15 protein-coding genes are annotated in these 14,381 nt (G+C 39.2%); 2 read left to right on the plus strand and 13 right to left on the minus strand.

Annotation, left to right across the window (positions count from 1 at the left end):
- Window positions 1-30 precede the first annotated feature (30 nt).
- The 9 genes from ACO6UW_RS00565 to ACO6UW_RS00605 form a co-directional block, all read right to left on the minus strand.
- Window positions 31-1,077 (minus strand): SAM-dependent methyltransferase, encoded by a 1,047-nt coding sequence (locus tag ACO6UW_RS00565; protein WP_057061942.1) that lies wholly within the window; start codon window positions 1,075-1,077, stop codon window positions 31-33.
- An 8-nt stretch (window positions 1,078-1,085) separates the two neighbouring features.
- Window positions 1,086-1,865: a DUF1295 domain-containing protein gene (locus ACO6UW_RS00570; RefSeq protein ID WP_017403006.1), complete on the minus strand. Its 780-nt coding sequence runs from the start codon at window positions 1,863-1,865 to the stop codon at window positions 1,086-1,088.
- Window positions 1,866-1,894: 29 nt separating this feature from the next.
- Entirely contained in the window at window positions 1,895-3,094 is a 1,200-nt protein-coding gene (locus ACO6UW_RS00575) for a class I SAM-dependent methyltransferase (protein ID WP_422405142.1), read from the minus strand.
- A complete protein-coding gene (locus ACO6UW_RS00580) occupies window positions 3,091-3,882 on the minus strand; it encodes a DUF1365 domain-containing protein (RefSeq protein WP_057061943.1) in 792 nt (263 codons plus the stop codon). The genes ACO6UW_RS00575 and ACO6UW_RS00580 overlap by 4 nt, the downstream gene beginning before the upstream one ends.
- Window positions 3,883-3,903: 21 nt before the next feature.
- Complete coding sequence (locus ACO6UW_RS00585; protein WP_057061944.1) at window positions 3,904-5,166, minus strand: NAD(P)/FAD-dependent oxidoreductase; 1,263 nt, start codon at window positions 5,164-5,166, stop codon at window positions 3,904-3,906.
- Window positions 5,163-6,134, minus strand: coding sequence for an acyl-CoA desaturase (locus ACO6UW_RS00590; protein ID WP_057061945.1), 972 nt, complete (start codon window positions 6,132-6,134; stop codon window positions 5,163-5,165). The genes ACO6UW_RS00585 and ACO6UW_RS00590 overlap by 4 nt, the downstream gene beginning before the upstream one ends.
- A 119-nt stretch (window positions 6,135-6,253) precedes the next feature.
- Window positions 6,254-6,817 carry a lipocalin family protein gene (locus ACO6UW_RS00595; RefSeq protein ID WP_057061946.1) on the minus strand — a complete coding sequence of 188 codons (564 nt, stop codon included), beginning with the start codon at window positions 6,815-6,817 and terminating at the stop codon, window positions 6,254-6,256.
- A gap of 95 nt (window positions 6,818-6,912) precedes the next feature.
- Window positions 6,913-8,316, minus strand: coding sequence for a heavy metal sensor histidine kinase (locus ACO6UW_RS00600; protein ID WP_057061947.1), 1,404 nt, complete (start codon window positions 8,314-8,316; stop codon window positions 6,913-6,915).
- Window positions 8,313-8,984: a heavy metal response regulator transcription factor gene (locus tag ACO6UW_RS00605; protein ID WP_057061948.1), complete on the minus strand. Its 672-nt coding sequence runs from the start codon at window positions 8,982-8,984 to the stop codon at window positions 8,313-8,315. Before ACO6UW_RS00605 ends, ACO6UW_RS00600 begins: the two co-directional genes overlap by 4 nt.
- 125 nt (window positions 8,985-9,109) lie before the next feature.
- On the opposite strand from ACO6UW_RS00605, the gene ACO6UW_RS00610 reads away from it, so the two are divergent.
- Window positions 9,110-9,577 carry a GlcG/HbpS family heme-binding protein gene (locus ACO6UW_RS00610; protein ID WP_081037832.1) on the plus strand — a complete coding sequence of 156 codons (468 nt, stop codon included), beginning with the start codon at window positions 9,110-9,112 and terminating at the stop codon, window positions 9,575-9,577.
- A gap of 10 nt (window positions 9,578-9,587) precedes the next feature.
- Window positions 9,588-9,989 carry a hydroxyisourate hydrolase gene (uraH, locus tag ACO6UW_RS00615; protein WP_000167347.1) on the plus strand — a complete coding sequence of 134 codons (402 nt, stop codon included), beginning with the start codon at window positions 9,588-9,590 and terminating at the stop codon, window positions 9,987-9,989.
- Window positions 9,990-10,048: 59 nt separating this feature from the next.
- On the opposite strand, the gene ACO6UW_RS00620 is transcribed toward uraH, so the two are convergent.
- The 4 genes from ACO6UW_RS00620 to ACO6UW_RS00635 are packed head-to-tail and all read right to left on the minus strand — an operon-like array spanning window position 10,049 to window position 13,835.
- Window positions 10,049-10,756, minus strand: coding sequence for a PqiC family protein (locus ACO6UW_RS00620; protein ID WP_025466503.1), 708 nt, complete (start codon window positions 10,754-10,756; stop codon window positions 10,049-10,051).
- Window positions 10,746-12,413 (minus strand): intermembrane transport protein PqiB, encoded by a 1,668-nt coding sequence (locus ACO6UW_RS00625; RefSeq protein ID WP_002055630.1) that lies wholly within the window; start codon window positions 12,411-12,413, stop codon window positions 10,746-10,748. Before ACO6UW_RS00625 ends, ACO6UW_RS00620 begins: the two co-directional genes overlap by 11 nt.
- Window positions 12,414-12,420: 7 nt before the next feature.
- Window positions 12,421-13,230 (minus strand): paraquat-inducible protein A, encoded by an 810-nt coding sequence (locus tag ACO6UW_RS00630; protein ID WP_039758516.1) that lies wholly within the window; start codon window positions 13,228-13,230, stop codon window positions 12,421-12,423.
- Complete coding sequence (locus ACO6UW_RS00635; RefSeq protein ID WP_002116639.1) at window positions 13,227-13,835, minus strand: paraquat-inducible protein A; 609 nt, start codon at window positions 13,833-13,835, stop codon at window positions 13,227-13,229. Before ACO6UW_RS00635 ends, ACO6UW_RS00630 begins: the two co-directional genes overlap by 4 nt.
- Between the last annotated feature and the right edge of the window lie 546 nt (window positions 13,836-14,381).

A 14,381-nucleotide genomic window follows, 5' to 3' on the forward strand; every position in this document is an offset into this window, starting at 1 on the left:
CTTTATCGCCGGGATAGGCTATAGAAATTACTATGATCGCTTTTTAAATAAAAAGTGACCAATGACCCATTCTTGACCTTGCTCAAAACCAAATAACTCAGCACAAGCCATGAAGAAAATACGCCAGCGTTGCCACCAAATATTGGCATCTTTTCCATAGATTTTTTTAAACAGGGGCTTCAGTTCGACTTCTTGATTATCCATATTATCAAGCCAAGCATTTGCCGTTCTCATATAGTGCTCACCCGACCACCGCCACTGTTGAGCCAACTCTAAATGCTCTTGAAAATGCAAAAAAGTCGAAGTCGAAGGCATTAAACCGCCAGTAAAGAAATACTTGGACATCCAATCATAATCTGATTTCACTTCAAAAGGATAATGTAAAAAGCGATGGCAAAAAATATGACACCAAAGTAAGCCGTCTGCTTTTAACCAGCCCTGAATTTTTTCAAAAAGACGTTGGTAATTACGTACGTGTTCAAACATTTCGACCGATACAACACGATCAAACTTGTCTTGGTCTAATTCAAGTACATTCACATCACAGGTAAGCACTTCAACATTGGTTAAACCTCTCAACTCTGCTTGCCGAAGAATATGCTTTTTCTGAGTTGCAGAATTTGAAACAGCCGTAATCTGTGAGCGTGGATAGTTTTCTGCCATCCACAAAGTTAAAGAGCCCCATCCACAGCCTAACTCTAAAATGTGTTGACCGTTTTTAAGTTGTGCTCTTTCACAATAAAGCTGAAGAGCTAACTCTTCTGCCTCATCTAAAGTTGTGGTTTTAGTCGGGAAATAGCACGCACTATATTTAAGTCTTTTTCCAAGCACCGCCTGAAAAAACTCGGTCGGCAATTCATAGTGCTGCTCGTTTGCCTTATCCGTTTCAACGGCGATTTCGCTCTTCTTCAGCATATTAAGCACATCCATGTAGCGCTGCGCCCCTTGTTCAGGGTCATAACGGCCTTCTTGGATTAAGCGCTTTTTACTTAAAGCACGAATTGCAGCTCGAATTGCATGATCTGGAATCACACCACTTTCAACAATTTTCAAAGACTGATGAACAATAAAATCCATATGCGCACCTATTTTTTGGGTTTTCGCGGAATAAACATTGATGTTTTTTGTTGATAATCAAGATAATTTTGACCGCGACTTTTAATTGCTTGTTTTTCACTAAATGGAATACCCGTGACGTAATATAAAAATAGCCACATCAGTAACGGATAAATCCACAATACATATTGGCCTGCTGCTAAACCAATAATTGGATAGGCAAACCAGTGTAACCATTCAAAAAAATAATTGGGGTGACGTGAATAACGCCATAAACCCTGATCCATCGTTTTGCCATGATGATCTGGATTTAATTTAAATCGGTATAATTGCTGATCAGCGAGTTGTTCTCCAATGAAAGCAATTGCCATGATGACAGCTGCAATTACTAAAGCGACTTTATATCCACTACTCCATTCAGTTGCCTCTACATTGAGTAGCGCCCACATCGGCAAAAAGAACAAAAGCACTAAAAGTGTTTGAAAGATAAAAAAGAATAAAAAGCCAATATGCTGAAACTTACCCATCGCTTTACGCATGCTCGCGTAACGTCCATCTTCTTTTTGTTCAGATTGATAACGTCTTAACAGGTGCCAAAATAATCTTAAAAACCATAAGCCGCTAAAAATACCGATAAAAAGACGCACTTCAACTGGGGCAACTGAAATGAGTAAAGAAGACACAATAATGTTTACTGCCAGACAGAAACTCCATGCAGCATCTACAATTCCAGCTCTGCCATTTAGAGTGGCAAGTAGCCAGCTCAGCAACATGATCATTAAATCTAGAATCAGTAAATTCCAAAACATGAGCAGTCTCCTTACTTGAGCTGTTTGATTTAGTAGCTGGTACTTTCAAACAACAAGTGAACATTGCTTATCACGCCTTCTTTAAAACCACCTTCGCAATAACATAAATAAAAATCCCACATGCGAATGAAGTTTTCATCAAAACCTAGAGCCAATACTTGTTCCCGCGCTGCTAAAAAACGCGCTCGCCAGTGATGAAGTGTTTGTGCATAACTTAAACCAATATCATTTAAATGTTTTAACCTTAAACCACTCTCAGAGGCGGTTTGAGTTAATACACTTATGCTAGGAATGAAGCTACCCGGGAAAATATAGCGCTTAATATAATCAACTGTATTTAATGCTTTTTTATATCGGAAATCTTCAATGGTAATGGCTTGAATAAATGCCAAACCTTTCGGTTTTAAGAGTGCTTTACATTGATCAAAGTATGTCGATAAATATTGCGCACCAACCGCCTCAACCATCTCAATTGAAACCAGCTTATCGAACTTACCTTCGAGCAAACGGTAGTCTTTAAGTTGCACATCAATTCGATGTGCCAAGCCAGCTTCATTTACACGAGTAATGGCTTCATCATATTGAGCTTGTGAAATGGTAATGGTGATTACTCTACAGCCATAATGTTGAGCTGCATAAATGGCAAAACCACCCCACCCACTTCCAATTTCAACCAAATGATCTAGCGGTTTTAAATCTAACTTTTTACAAATGATCTCTTTTTTTAAATCAGATGCTTCTTCGAGAGTCATGTTTTCATTTTCAAAAACGGCGCTCGAATACATTAAAGACGGATCTAAAAATAATTTAAAAAAGTCGTTGCTTAAGTCGTAGTGCTCGGCAATATTTTTACGGCTACCACTTATAGAGTTCTTTCGATTTTGATACCACGCTTTAAGAAAAAACTGGCTCGCTTGAGCAATAACATTCTGGTTGATTTGGTCCAATACAGCTCGATTACGTGCCAAGATCTGAATCAACTCGACAAGGTGCTCGCTGCTCCAGTCACCACGGATGTAGCCTTCTGCTGCTCCCAAAACACCATTTTTTAAAATGAGATCCATCAATAAAGGATTGTGAACTTCAATCACAGCATGTAAGTCTGAAACTTCACCGACCGTCCCATTCCACGCGCCCTGAAAAGTGATCTGTCCATGACGTAGTTTGAGAAGACTCTTGAGCAGTAACGGTAGTGAGTCATCTTCACCATAAAGAAATGTTTTTATCATGTCTTATCTACCTTGATCTTTTTAGGATGACGATAAAATGGAACTTTTTTTCGCCACAACTTAAATGCCTCTAAATATATTGAAAACAGCATTTTAAAAGGCGCTAGGCTGTTCATAAGAGCATATCGATATTGCTGTGAAGGAAATGTGATGGGCACAAGCTCAAATCGCATAGTGGCATCGAAGAGTTGTTTTTGTTCTTCAAAGAGCTGCATATTAATGACATTTTGCTGATCTGAAAAACTAAACCGCCAGTGGTAAGTCAACTGCATGGGCATGAACGGCGAAACATGAAATGATTTTTCAAAATGAAAATCAAAACTCTGATAATCACCCATATTTCTTTGTTGTTTTGAGCAGTCATGTATATAAACTTTTCGTTCATTCCACGGGGTATTGGTAATTTCACTGACAATAAATACGGGTTTTCCGGTTTTATTTAAAACAAAATAAAATACGACCGAATTAAACCTAAAACCCAAACAACGAGGCAAAGCCAAGACTCTGATTTGCCAGTCTGGCCGAAGATGTGAGTTGTTATTTTGGAGTATCGCTTTCTCGACTCTATCCCTTATAGAGCCGCGATACATGTTTAAAAAATCATTTTTAGATAGTTTTAATACATTCCAATGTTCAGTCGACCAGAGTGAACAATCGTTTGTAATATCAACTAATTGATCTGGATCGAACCATAAATAATTTAAGGTCGATGTAAACTCATGCGGTTTAGGGCTATAACGCCGATGACGAATAAGCGCAGGAGCGATAGCAAGTTTATTTAATAACATTTGAAAGCTCCTTATTTATTCTTATAACGCTAAGAGTTGCTCAACAACACGTGCTGCACTGCGGGCGCCGTCTTCATGAAAGCCCCAGCCCCAATATGCTCCACAAAATGAAGTACGATTTTGCCCATTAATTTCGTGCCAACGAGATTGAGCTTGAATCGCTTTTGCATCAAATACGGGATGCCGGTATTGCCGCTCAACCAAGATGTCTTCGGCTTTGATTTTCATATTCGGATTTAAAGTAGAAAAAATTTGCGTAGCGCAGGATAAATTCTGCAGATTATTCATCCAGTAGGTAAAACCATAATGTATGTCGGACTTATCGTTTTGAACTTGAGAAGTTGGTGTTACATGTACATGCCAGCTTGCCCACTGCAAACGGCTTTTAGGCATAATTGAAAGATCACGATGGACGACCATTCGATTATCTTGATAACCAAATTGGCTTAATATTTCTTGTTCAAGCTCTGACGCATCTTTAATTAAACTTAGGCTATCGTCAGCATGGCTTGCAAAAATCACCCAGTCATATTGGGCTTGCCCTTCAACGGTTTCGATCAACACAGTTTCTGGTGAACGACTCACAGCTTTTACTTCTGCAAATTTCCACTCAATGGATCGGCATTTTTTTTGAATAGCACGAATATAGCTTGCCGAACCATGTTTAACTGTTTGCCATTGTGGGCGGTCTTTTAACTGCAACATGCGGTGATGTTGAAAAAAGCTCACCACAAATCGATATGGAATTTGTGCTACTTGCTCAACGGGTGCCGACCATAAGGCACCGCACATCGGATAAAGATGCTCATAACGGAACTCATGACTATATTTGTGAAGGTCCAAATAGTCTTCAATCGATAAATTAGGATCAATATCTGCCACATCTATATCTTTATTGTCATCATAAAAACGCAGCAAATCTGAGAGCATTTGCAGAAATTTTCGGTTTAAAAAGTTCTGCGGACGGGCAAAGAGCGACCATTTCTTTGAAGGGTTATATTGAAGTCCACTGACCAGATTATTCACCGAAAAACTCATATCGCTGCTTTGAGTTTCTACACCTAATTTTTTAAGCATGTCGGTAAATAACGGATAGTTATAGCCATTAAACACAATAAAACCACTATCTACCGCGACTTTAGTGCCTTCTATCTCTAGCTCGTGAGTGTCAGTATGACCGCCAAAATAGTTATTTTTTTCATACACAGTGACTTGATGTTGTTCTGACAATCTCCAAGCTGCGTAAAGTCCAGATATACCTGAACCAATAATGGCAATTTTCATAACACTTCACCGTTTTCAATTTTTTCTATCGATAGGTTTTTAATCTTTTTATATTGATAAACCTTGTCTGGTACTGGCTTTAGTCCCCACACCAAACCAAATAAAGACATCAGTTTGAGCACATAAAAGGTGATATCAATCTGCCACCAATAAAAGCCTTGTCGCACACTGCCTGCGTAAAAGTGATGGTTGTTGTGCCATCCTTCACCCAAGGTAATTAAAGAAAGTAGAAAATTATTACGGCTATCATCTGGGGTATTAAACTCACGTGAGCCATAACGATGAGCGAGTGAATTAATACACAAGGTTGCATGTGTTAATAGAACAGTGGAAATCACAAATCCCCACACTAAAAGTTGTAAGCCATTGGTGCCCAACTCAGGAAAATGTTGCGCAAGCCAAGAACCTAGGCCATAAATTGCTAAGGCCGTCAAAATCACAATAGGCAAACTAAATCGGTCTAGCCAAATCAGCTCAGGATATTTCAACCAGTCTTTAATGACTTTTTTTCGAGTAGCAAAATTTTGCTCATTTAAAAACCAGCCTACATGCGAATACCAAAAACCTGCTTTCGCTGAATGCGGGTCCTGATCGGTGTCGGTAAAGTGATGGTGATAACGGTGATGGGCTGCCCACCATAACGGTCCGCGCTGAGCACTCATGGTTCCGATCAGTACAAAAATGAATTGAACAATACGTGATGTCTGAAAAGTTTTATGCGAAAGATAGCGGTGAAAAAAAGCGGTAATTGCAAACATGCGAAGAAAATAAAAACCCAGCATGAAAACAACCGCGAACCAAGATACGCCCACCCAAAACACTGCTAAACAAGCGATATGTAATAAAATAAAAGGAATAATTCTTAACCATTGAATTTTCTTTTCAATGACATATTCGCTAGAAGCACCCACTTGCGCATTTTCTGAATCTGACCAGCTATCGATCCAGCGCAGAAAAAATTTAGACATTGATTCTTCCTGATCTAAAGCATTTCTTTTGGTTCTAATTTAGAAAATGCGCAATGAATTTTATGTGAAGTTCACTCGGTTACGAGATAAATATAAGCATCTACGCAACCAGCATTTCACTATTTAGACTGTGTTGTCTTAACGAGTTTAGAAACGTCGTAGCCATAGCTTTTTGCGGTTTGCAGATAAGACTGATATGTCGCCTCATCAAGTTGAGGACTACGAGAAAGAATCCATAAATATTTCTGGCTTGGGCCACCCACTAAAGCGACCTGATAATTTGGGTCAACTCTTAAAACCCAGTAATCGCCTTTTGTAAAAGGAATCCATCTAAGACCAGAAGGTAAAAAGCTCACCTTCAATTTACTGTTGCCTTCATTTTGCGGATAAGCAACTCCTTCAGATGAGATCATTTCGCCTTTTTTTGTCGTACAGCTATTTAAAACACCAACGGTTTTGTCCGCGTTAATAGAATAGTTTGCAGTTGTATTGGCTACACAATTACGCTGAAAAAACATAGGTAAATGTGCAATTTCATACCACTTACCTGCGTATTTATTAATATCGATAGAATCAACAGCGACAGGTTTAGTACTGGTGTCTGCAAAGGTGCTCAAAGGAAGCATTAAGCTCACCGCTGCAAGGCTACTGCTAATGACAAGTGATTTAAATAATAATTTCATGATTGCCCTCTTCTGTTTATTTCATACGTTAAACATACGTCAGAGGGCTGTGAACAAAGCGTGAATTTTAAAAATTAAGCAACATTAATAAGAGTTTAATTGTATTTCTTTGCAGCATCTGCAATTGGAAAATCAAGCTCAAAGCACACACCCTCGACCGTGTTACAAGCCTTATAGCGGCCATGATGCAGATCCATAATTGAAGCAACAATCGATAAGCCTAATCCACCTGTTTGATTCTGATCACTTCGACTTGAGTGACATTGGTAGAATCTTTCAAAAAGATGCTCAAGTTGATGATCTGCAATTGAAACACCTCCCGTTACCACAGTCAGACTCACCCATTGCCTATGTTCAATCATCTTATGTTTTGTTGCGATATAAATAGTTCGCTTGTCACCACCGTGAACCAACGCATTTAAAACAAGGTTATAAACGGCTCTTTGAAAAAGCTCAGGATCTGCAAATAACGTTTGAGCTTCTAAGTTAAAACTAAAATGACAGTCTTGTTCCTCGGCCTGATATTCAAAAATCTGGTGTAGCCTATCCATAACATCTTGGAGATTTATTTCTTGTTTGTTTACAAGCACCATTTTCTGATCGGCTCTTGCCAAGAAAAGCATGCTATCAATCATGCGTTTTAATCTGTGGTAATCGTCTAAATGAGAAACCAATAAATCTTCATATTGCTCAACCGAACGTTCGCCAGTTAAAGCAATCTCGGTTTGCCCAATCAAATTATTTAAAGGTGTGCGGAACTCATGTGCGATATCTTCAGAAAAACGATTGAGCTGCGTATAGCCCTTTTCAATACGCTCAAGCATGTGGTTTATATCTTTTGAAAGCAGCTCAACTTCTAAAGGAGAATTTGAGAGGTTTAACCGTTTCTGTAGCTGGTTTACGTTAATAGAATGAGTTTGCTTGCGAAGCTCTTGTAACGACCGTAAACCTAAATGGCACGCTAAAATACAAAGCGCAAAGATCGCAAACACGCCCCCGACCACATACATCAAGAGACGTTCTTGAAAAGGTAAAAGAATATTGATGCGTTCCGACCACTGCTTACCTGCAATGAGCAGATAAGGCTCGTTATTAATTTTTATGGTTTTCCAAGCAATACGCGTTGGATATGAGTTATTGGCTAAATCTTGAAATTGAAGACTGTCGCGCTGTGCAAGTTCAGGTAGTTGAATGTGAAGCGGATTGATATTAATTAAAGTTTTGTCTTTATGGATGAGCAAAAACAAGTTGTCTTGGTTTCCGAGCATGTTTTGATACAGCTTAGGCCGCGCAATGATTTGCTCTACATTTTCGCTATCTTGTAGCAAAATTTCCAAACGGTTAATTCGCTCTGCTAAAGCTTTATCTTGCTGCTTCAATAAAATTTGGTTAATGCCTAAATAGGTCATAAAACCGACTGAACATAAAATTAAGGCAGAACAAAGCGTGACCAGTAATGTAATACGGACTTCAAGAGAACGCAAAAATTTAAAGTTCATAAGCTAACCGAAATTTTATAGCCCAAGCCACGTATGGTATGAATGAGTTTTAACTCATATCCCTCATCAATTTTGCTTCGTAAACGGCGTACAGCGACATCAATAAAGTTAGTATCAGTGTCAAAGTTAATATTCCAAACTTCTGAACCAATTTGTCTGCGTGTCACAATTTGCTCTTTGTTGAGCAATAGATAACGCAACAAATTAAATTCGGTTTTACTCAGCTCAATTAAGTTGCCACTACGCCAAACTTTATGGCTAACCACATCCATCTTTAAATCACTAATAGATAGCTCATTTTCTTGCAGATATTGCTGTCGTCTTAACAGGCTTTTAATACGTGCCAATAGTTCAATATAGGAAAAAGGTTTAGCCAAGTAATCATCTGCGCCCAACTCTAACCCTTTCACTCTATCCATCACCTGATCTTTCGCCGTTAAGAAAATCACCGGAATTTTTGAAAACTGGCGTAGGACCTGTAATACGCTCCAGCCGTCTATGTCCGGCAACATGACATCAAGAATAAGCAAGTCATATTGATCTCTCTTTAGCATTTCCAAACCTTGCAGCCCTAAGTGAATGCATTCCGCTTGATATCCAGACTCTTTTAATCCTTTAACCAAATAAGTGGCGATCTTGATCTCGTCTTCAATAATAAGGATACGCATTTTGTAGAGACTCATTTGAAAGATGACAACTTTGTAATGTGATTGTCATGCTTGAAATTAAGCAATTTGTTTAAGATTTTCAAAGCGACATAGAGGCAATCATCATGAAAAAATTGAACTGGCTGATGTTAGCAGCCGTGCTATTCGGTAATAGTACTTTTGCACAGCCCCATGCTTTGAATCAAGTTTATTCGTTAGATCTAAAAACTGCCCACCTGCTAGCCGACAGTGCAAAAGAGGCATGCAAAAAATTAAATCAAAATATTGCGGTTGTTGTTGTAGATCGCGGTGGTAATCCATTAACTGCCGAACGGCATGAGTTGGTGGGCCCGCATAACTTAATGGCTGCCGAGAAAAAAGCCTATACCGCGTTATCTACCAAAACATCGACCTTGGTTTTAAGCCAAAACAGTAACCAAAACCCCGATGCAAAAAATTTAACCACGGTAGCAAATTTACTTTTGTTAGGCGGTGGCCTACCTGTTCGTTTTGAGAACCAAGTGATCGGAGCCATTGGGGTTGCGGGTGCTGGTGGCGCACAAAATGACAATCAATGCGCAAGCAAAGCCATTGAAACCGTTTTTCATTCATAAGGAGTTCATCATGACTAAATCATTTATTGCTTTATCTTCGTTATTTATTGCTTCGGCTACATTTGCACAAACTAATCCGCTAAGTGTGCATGTGTTAAATCTAGAAACGGGTTTACCCTCTTCTCAGGTTGAAGTCGTTTTAGAGAAAAACACCAATAACCAGTGGGTTAAACTCAACCAACAAGTGACCGATTCAAATGGACGTATTACTGCGCTCTATCCAGAAAATAAAAAACTAGAGCAAGGTGTTTATAAAGTTACTTTTAAAACTGAAGACTGGTTTAAAAAGAACAAACAACAAACTTTTTTTGCCGAAGTACCTGTAATTTTTAAAGTCGATGGAAGTGTAAATCACTATCACATTCCTTTATTACTTAGCCCTTACGGTTACTCAACCTATCGAGGCAACTAAAAATAAAACCCCTTTATCTGTTGTGCACAAATAAAGGGGTTGGTTAAAAACGATGCGTTTTACGAACAAACACCATTGCTAATAACCGATTTTTTGTTTGAATCTAGCGCCACAATTGAAGAAGAAACCGTATTAATAATTTGAGTCATTGCTTCACTTGAAGCATTCACAATCGCATCCATTTTTTTAGCTTTTTGATCAATCGGCTGCTTAAAAGCAATTCGACAATTGAGCTGAGATCCTGCATTCGTGATGACTTTTGCATTATTTGACTCTAATTGAGTGGGCGGTATTTGACGCTTCACCACCCAAGACACCGCAATATTAATATAGCTTTTATCTACAATATCAAAATGAGAAAAGTCTGTAGAAACTCGATATAAAGGTTGGTTGTTTCCAGCTAGTCCACTGCTATAACTGTCGATTGCCCCTAATTTTTGCTGCAAACCCGCCGACAAGGTATCGCGTAATTGCGTACCCATGGTTGATGTCCAGCGTTCATTATTTAACACCGTAGACTTACCACTACTATCTTGGAGCACCAAAGGCGCACGGTCCAATCGGTCTGGAATCCCGACAGGTAATACCTCAATCACCTGCACAGTTGATTTTGTAGCCGCAGTAATTTTAGGGGACATCGTATAATAGTTTGGCGTTGGCGAACTCGAACATGCCGTCATGGCAACTGCCGTTAAAAACAGGCCGCTCCCAAGCAGCCATTTGGCTGCTTTAGGATGTTGAAAAGATAGAGTGTTTTTATTTTTCATCATCGGTCTCTGGTGTTTTACCACGAATAATTGATTCAGGATGTTGCTCAATATAGTCTGCCATTAACTGTAATGAAGCAGCCGCACGTGTCATTTGTTGCAATGCTTTACGTACGTCTTGTTGTAACGGCGCATCGCTCGACAAAATAGACTCTGACGATCTTACAGTTTTACGAACATCGTCCAAGGTTGCTTGTAAACCAGGTGCAACTTTTCCATCTAACTGTTTAACCAGTTTATCGGTAGACTCAATGGCTGTGTTCATATTGTTGAGCGTTTTACGTACATCTTGCCCAATCTCAACTAACGGGAATTTGGTTAACTTGTCAGCAATCTGAGAAACTTGTGCTTGTAAGCCACTCAGTTCAGTTGGTGTAGTTGGAATCACCACACGGTCATCACTCAAAATTTGTAATGTGGCTGGTTTAGCTTTAGGGAACTTATCTAGGGCAATATAGTTTTGACCTGTAAGAAGGTTGCCTGTTCTCATTTGAGCACGCCATCCATGTTCAACAAAATCTTTGAAAATATTGCTGTTTGGATTGAGTGCCTGTCCATTCTCAACGCGTGAAGGATAAATGACTGCCTCAACACGCATACGAATCTGCTTATAGTTGTTATAAAACTCTGCATTAATCGATTTAACATTACCAATTTCAATGCCCATGAAATCAATTGGCGCGCCAACAGACAGTCCACGTAATGAATGATCAAAGTACATAATCACACCGCGAGGTTGCCCGTCAGGGTCTTTTAATGCCTCAGATTTCGAGTCCCACAGATTAAAGCGACTATGATTTGCCGCTGTAGTAGCACGAGAGCTTTCAGGGATTCCAAAAGCAATACCGCCCGCGACAATACTTGCCAGCGATTGAGTATCTAAACTAAATCCTGAAGCATTCAGGCTCACATCGATCCCACTCGCCTGCCAAAAACGTGCATCGGTGGTGACAAACTTGTCATATGGTGCACGGATAAAAGTTTGCAGCTCTACAGTTTTACCATCATCAGATAACTTATAGGCTGTAATTTGCCCCACATTAATTCGACGATAATAAATTGGGGAACCGACATCTAAAGACCCCAAGTCATCTGCATTTAAGAAAAATTCTTTGCCCGGCACATCGGAAGTAATCACTGGCGGTATTTCTAAGCCAGTAAATTCAAGCTTTTTCTCTTCCGACTTACCACCATCCACTTCAATATATGAACCTGACAATAATGTGTCTATTCCTGAAACCCCACTCGTCCCAATACGTGGTCGCACAACCCAAAACCGTGAATCTTTTGCGGCAAAGTTACTGGCATCTTTACGCAAATCGATTCTGGCAATCACGTGTGAACGGTCCTCTGAAAGATCAATCTGGCGTACTACGCCAATATCCACCTGTTTATAACGGACCGTTGTTTTACCTGCGACCAATCCCTCAGCCGTCCTAAAAGATACGTCAATGGTCGGGCCGTGAGACAAGAGCGCTTTTATCGCTAATGAAAGCGCAATTAAAAGAGCAATCAATGGAATGAGCCAAATTAAAAGAGGCTTCCACCGACTTTTCTTTTCTTGGGGTTCTGGCAAATCATTCATGCTATCCAGTTCAACATCCGGATCACGACGATCTGAGTTACCAGGGGTTATTTCATTTTCAGACATACTCATTGTTCTTTTATTGACTGGGATTAATGGAATCATTATTCAACGGCGGGTGTTCTGCCTGAATAATCTTGGTTTTGTTTGAGGCAAAAGAAGAAGGCTTATTTGTATTTTGAGATGCGTAGAAGTTATCCCAAATAAGTCGTGGGTCAAAACTTAACGATGCAAACATGGTTAACACTACAACTGCACCAAAAGCGATCGAACCCGGCCCTGCTAAAATCGTAGCAAGTGATTGAATCTGAATGAGCGCTGTTAAAAGTGCCACCACAAATACGTCAATCATTGACCAACGGCCGATAAACTCGACAACTCGATATAATTTAACGCATTGCTCAGGTAAAAACTTCCAAGCTGACGATTGTTGAAGATATACCGCCACCAATAAAAAATACAAAATTAGTAGCTTCAACATGGGAATAAAAATACTGGCCATAAAAATGACCACTGAAACCAGATAGTCTCCACTTTGCCAAAAGTAAATGACCCCACTCATGATGGTATCTTGCTGGCTACCCAACAGTGAGTCAGTCACCGTCATTGGAAGCACATTGGCTGGAATATAGAGAATAGTCGCAGCCACCACTAAAGCAAAAGTTCGATTCAAACTCGCTGGTTTACGTGAATGCAGAACGCTATTACAACGAATACAACGTAACACCTGATGGCTTTGGTTGAGTCGTCTCTTTTCATTTTGAGCAGAATTTACGACGCCACAGCAGTGACACACAATTAATGAGAGATCTTTGGCTCTTGGGTATTGCTTAAGCACTGACCCTTGCTGCGAGCTTTGTGTTTGGGTCACATTTTTTATCGTTTTCATGGCAGTGACCTATCAATTTCGTTCCATATATCACTCACCTTTATGGAAGTAATATAAACCAACAATACACTTAAAATCGCAAATGCCCATAACGCAATCTCGGGAATCACCAACACCATTCCTATTAACTTCACAAGCGTGACCAAGATCCCGATTAAGAACACCTCAACCATTCCCCACACTCTCATAAAATAAAGTGTACGTAAGGCAAACACTAAAAATGTGGGTCTTTTCTTCAATACACTTACTGTGCCCAACACATAGGAAAGTAATAACAGATAGGAAAGCGGCACAATAAAAGTAGTGATTAAAATAAGAATGCCAACAAAAGCCCGATCATAATGAAACATTACCCAGACCGCACCCAGTAAGGTGGTTTCAGAGATATTGCCCTGCAATTCAATTTTTACAATAGGAAAGCTATTGGCAATAATAAATACGATTAATGCCGTTAAGATTAAAGCCAACAGCGTCGAAAAAGGTTTGGTGTGCCGATAGAGTTCAGCACCGCAGCATAAGCAATAAGCTCTTTTTCCATAAGCAAGCGGGGTTCTACGATAGACAGTATCGCACTCCTCACAACCTGCTAATTCTTTAAGCTTCATAGTTATACTCTGAGATTTATAGTTTTAACTGTGTCACACAAAACTCTTTTTATTACTAAGGTAAATTAAAATATAAATCAATCGAAAAACTATCCAAGTCATCATAAATTTTGAGATGAAAATTACCGTGTACTGTTCAATATATTATTGAAACTGCTGAATAATCTGTACAAATTCTGTGGCCAAATTAAAATAGAACCTAAAAGTCAAAGGCTTAAGCTGAGATAACACAGTTTTATGACCAAAATATTTGAGATCAGCATGTGACCGCACAGAACCATCAGAAATTTAGCATTTCTGAACAGTACGGCATGTGAGTGATTGGGAAAACAGTACAAAAGAATAGCGTGTTGGTTATACACGCGGACAGAGATTTACTTAAAAATATGAGCGGTCATAGAGTAGCTCTAAAGTTTTTTAATACCCATAACCCTCTCTTTTTAATATGATAATTTTAATTAGAATATAAAACCAAAACATTAATCACTTTTATATTCAAATATACATTTTATTCAAGAACGGCAATTTCAAATCTTATATTTTTCT

This window comes from Acinetobacter sp. JADD-222 (assembly GCF_049310645.1).

What these genes read in the sequence shown, in the direction of transcription:
- ACO6UW_RS00565 (WP_057061942.1), bottom strand. Translation starts at nt 1,077, where the DNA reads ATGGATTTTATTGTTCATCAGTCTTTGAAAATTGTTGAAAGTGGTGTG.
- ACO6UW_RS00570 (WP_017403006.1), bottom strand. Translation starts at nt 1,865, where the DNA reads ATGTTTTGGAATTTACTGATTCTAGATTTAATGATCATGTTGCTGAGC.
- ACO6UW_RS00575 (WP_422405142.1), bottom strand. Translation starts at nt 3,094, where the DNA reads ATGATAAAAACATTTCTTTATGGTGAAGATGACTCACTACCGTTACTG.
- ACO6UW_RS00580 (WP_057061943.1), bottom strand. Translation starts at nt 3,882, where the DNA reads ATGTTATTAAATAAACTTGCTATCGCTCCTGCGCTTATTCGTCATCGG.
- ACO6UW_RS00585 (WP_057061944.1), bottom strand. Translation starts at nt 5,166, where the DNA reads ATGAAAATTGCCATTATTGGTTCAGGTATATCTGGACTTTACGCAGCT.
- ACO6UW_RS00590 (WP_057061945.1), bottom strand. Translation starts at nt 6,134, where the DNA reads ATGTCTAAATTTTTTCTGCGCTGGATCGATAGCTGGTCAGATTCAGAA.
- ACO6UW_RS00595 (WP_057061946.1), bottom strand. Translation starts at nt 6,817, where the DNA reads ATGAAATTATTATTTAAATCACTTGTCATTAGCAGTAGCCTTGCAGCG.
- ACO6UW_RS00600 (WP_057061947.1), bottom strand. Translation starts at nt 8,316, where the DNA reads ATGAACTTTAAATTTTTGCGTTCTCTTGAAGTCCGTATTACATTACTG.
- ACO6UW_RS00605 (WP_057061948.1), bottom strand. Translation starts at nt 8,984, where the DNA reads ATGCGTATCCTTATTATTGAAGACGAGATCAAGATCGCCACTTATTTG.
- ACO6UW_RS00610 (WP_081037832.1), top strand. Translation starts at nt 9,110, where the DNA reads ATGTTAGCAGCCGTGCTATTCGGTAATAGTACTTTTGCACAGCCCCAT.
- uraH (WP_000167347.1), top strand. Translation starts at nt 9,588, where the DNA reads ATGACTAAATCATTTATTGCTTTATCTTCGTTATTTATTGCTTCGGCT.
- ACO6UW_RS00620 (WP_025466503.1), bottom strand. Translation starts at nt 10,756, where the DNA reads ATGAAAAATAAAAACACTCTATCTTTTCAACATCCTAAAGCAGCCAAA.
- ACO6UW_RS00625 (WP_002055630.1), bottom strand. Translation starts at nt 12,413, where the DNA reads ATGAGTATGTCTGAAAATGAAATAACCCCTGGTAACTCAGATCGTCGT.
- ACO6UW_RS00630 (WP_039758516.1), bottom strand. Translation starts at nt 13,230, where the DNA reads ATGAAAACGATAAAAAATGTGACCCAAACACAAAGCTCGCAGCAAGGG.
- ACO6UW_RS00635 (WP_002116639.1), bottom strand. Translation starts at nt 13,835, where the DNA reads ATGAAGCTTAAAGAATTAGCAGGTTGTGAGGAGTGCGATACTGTCTAT.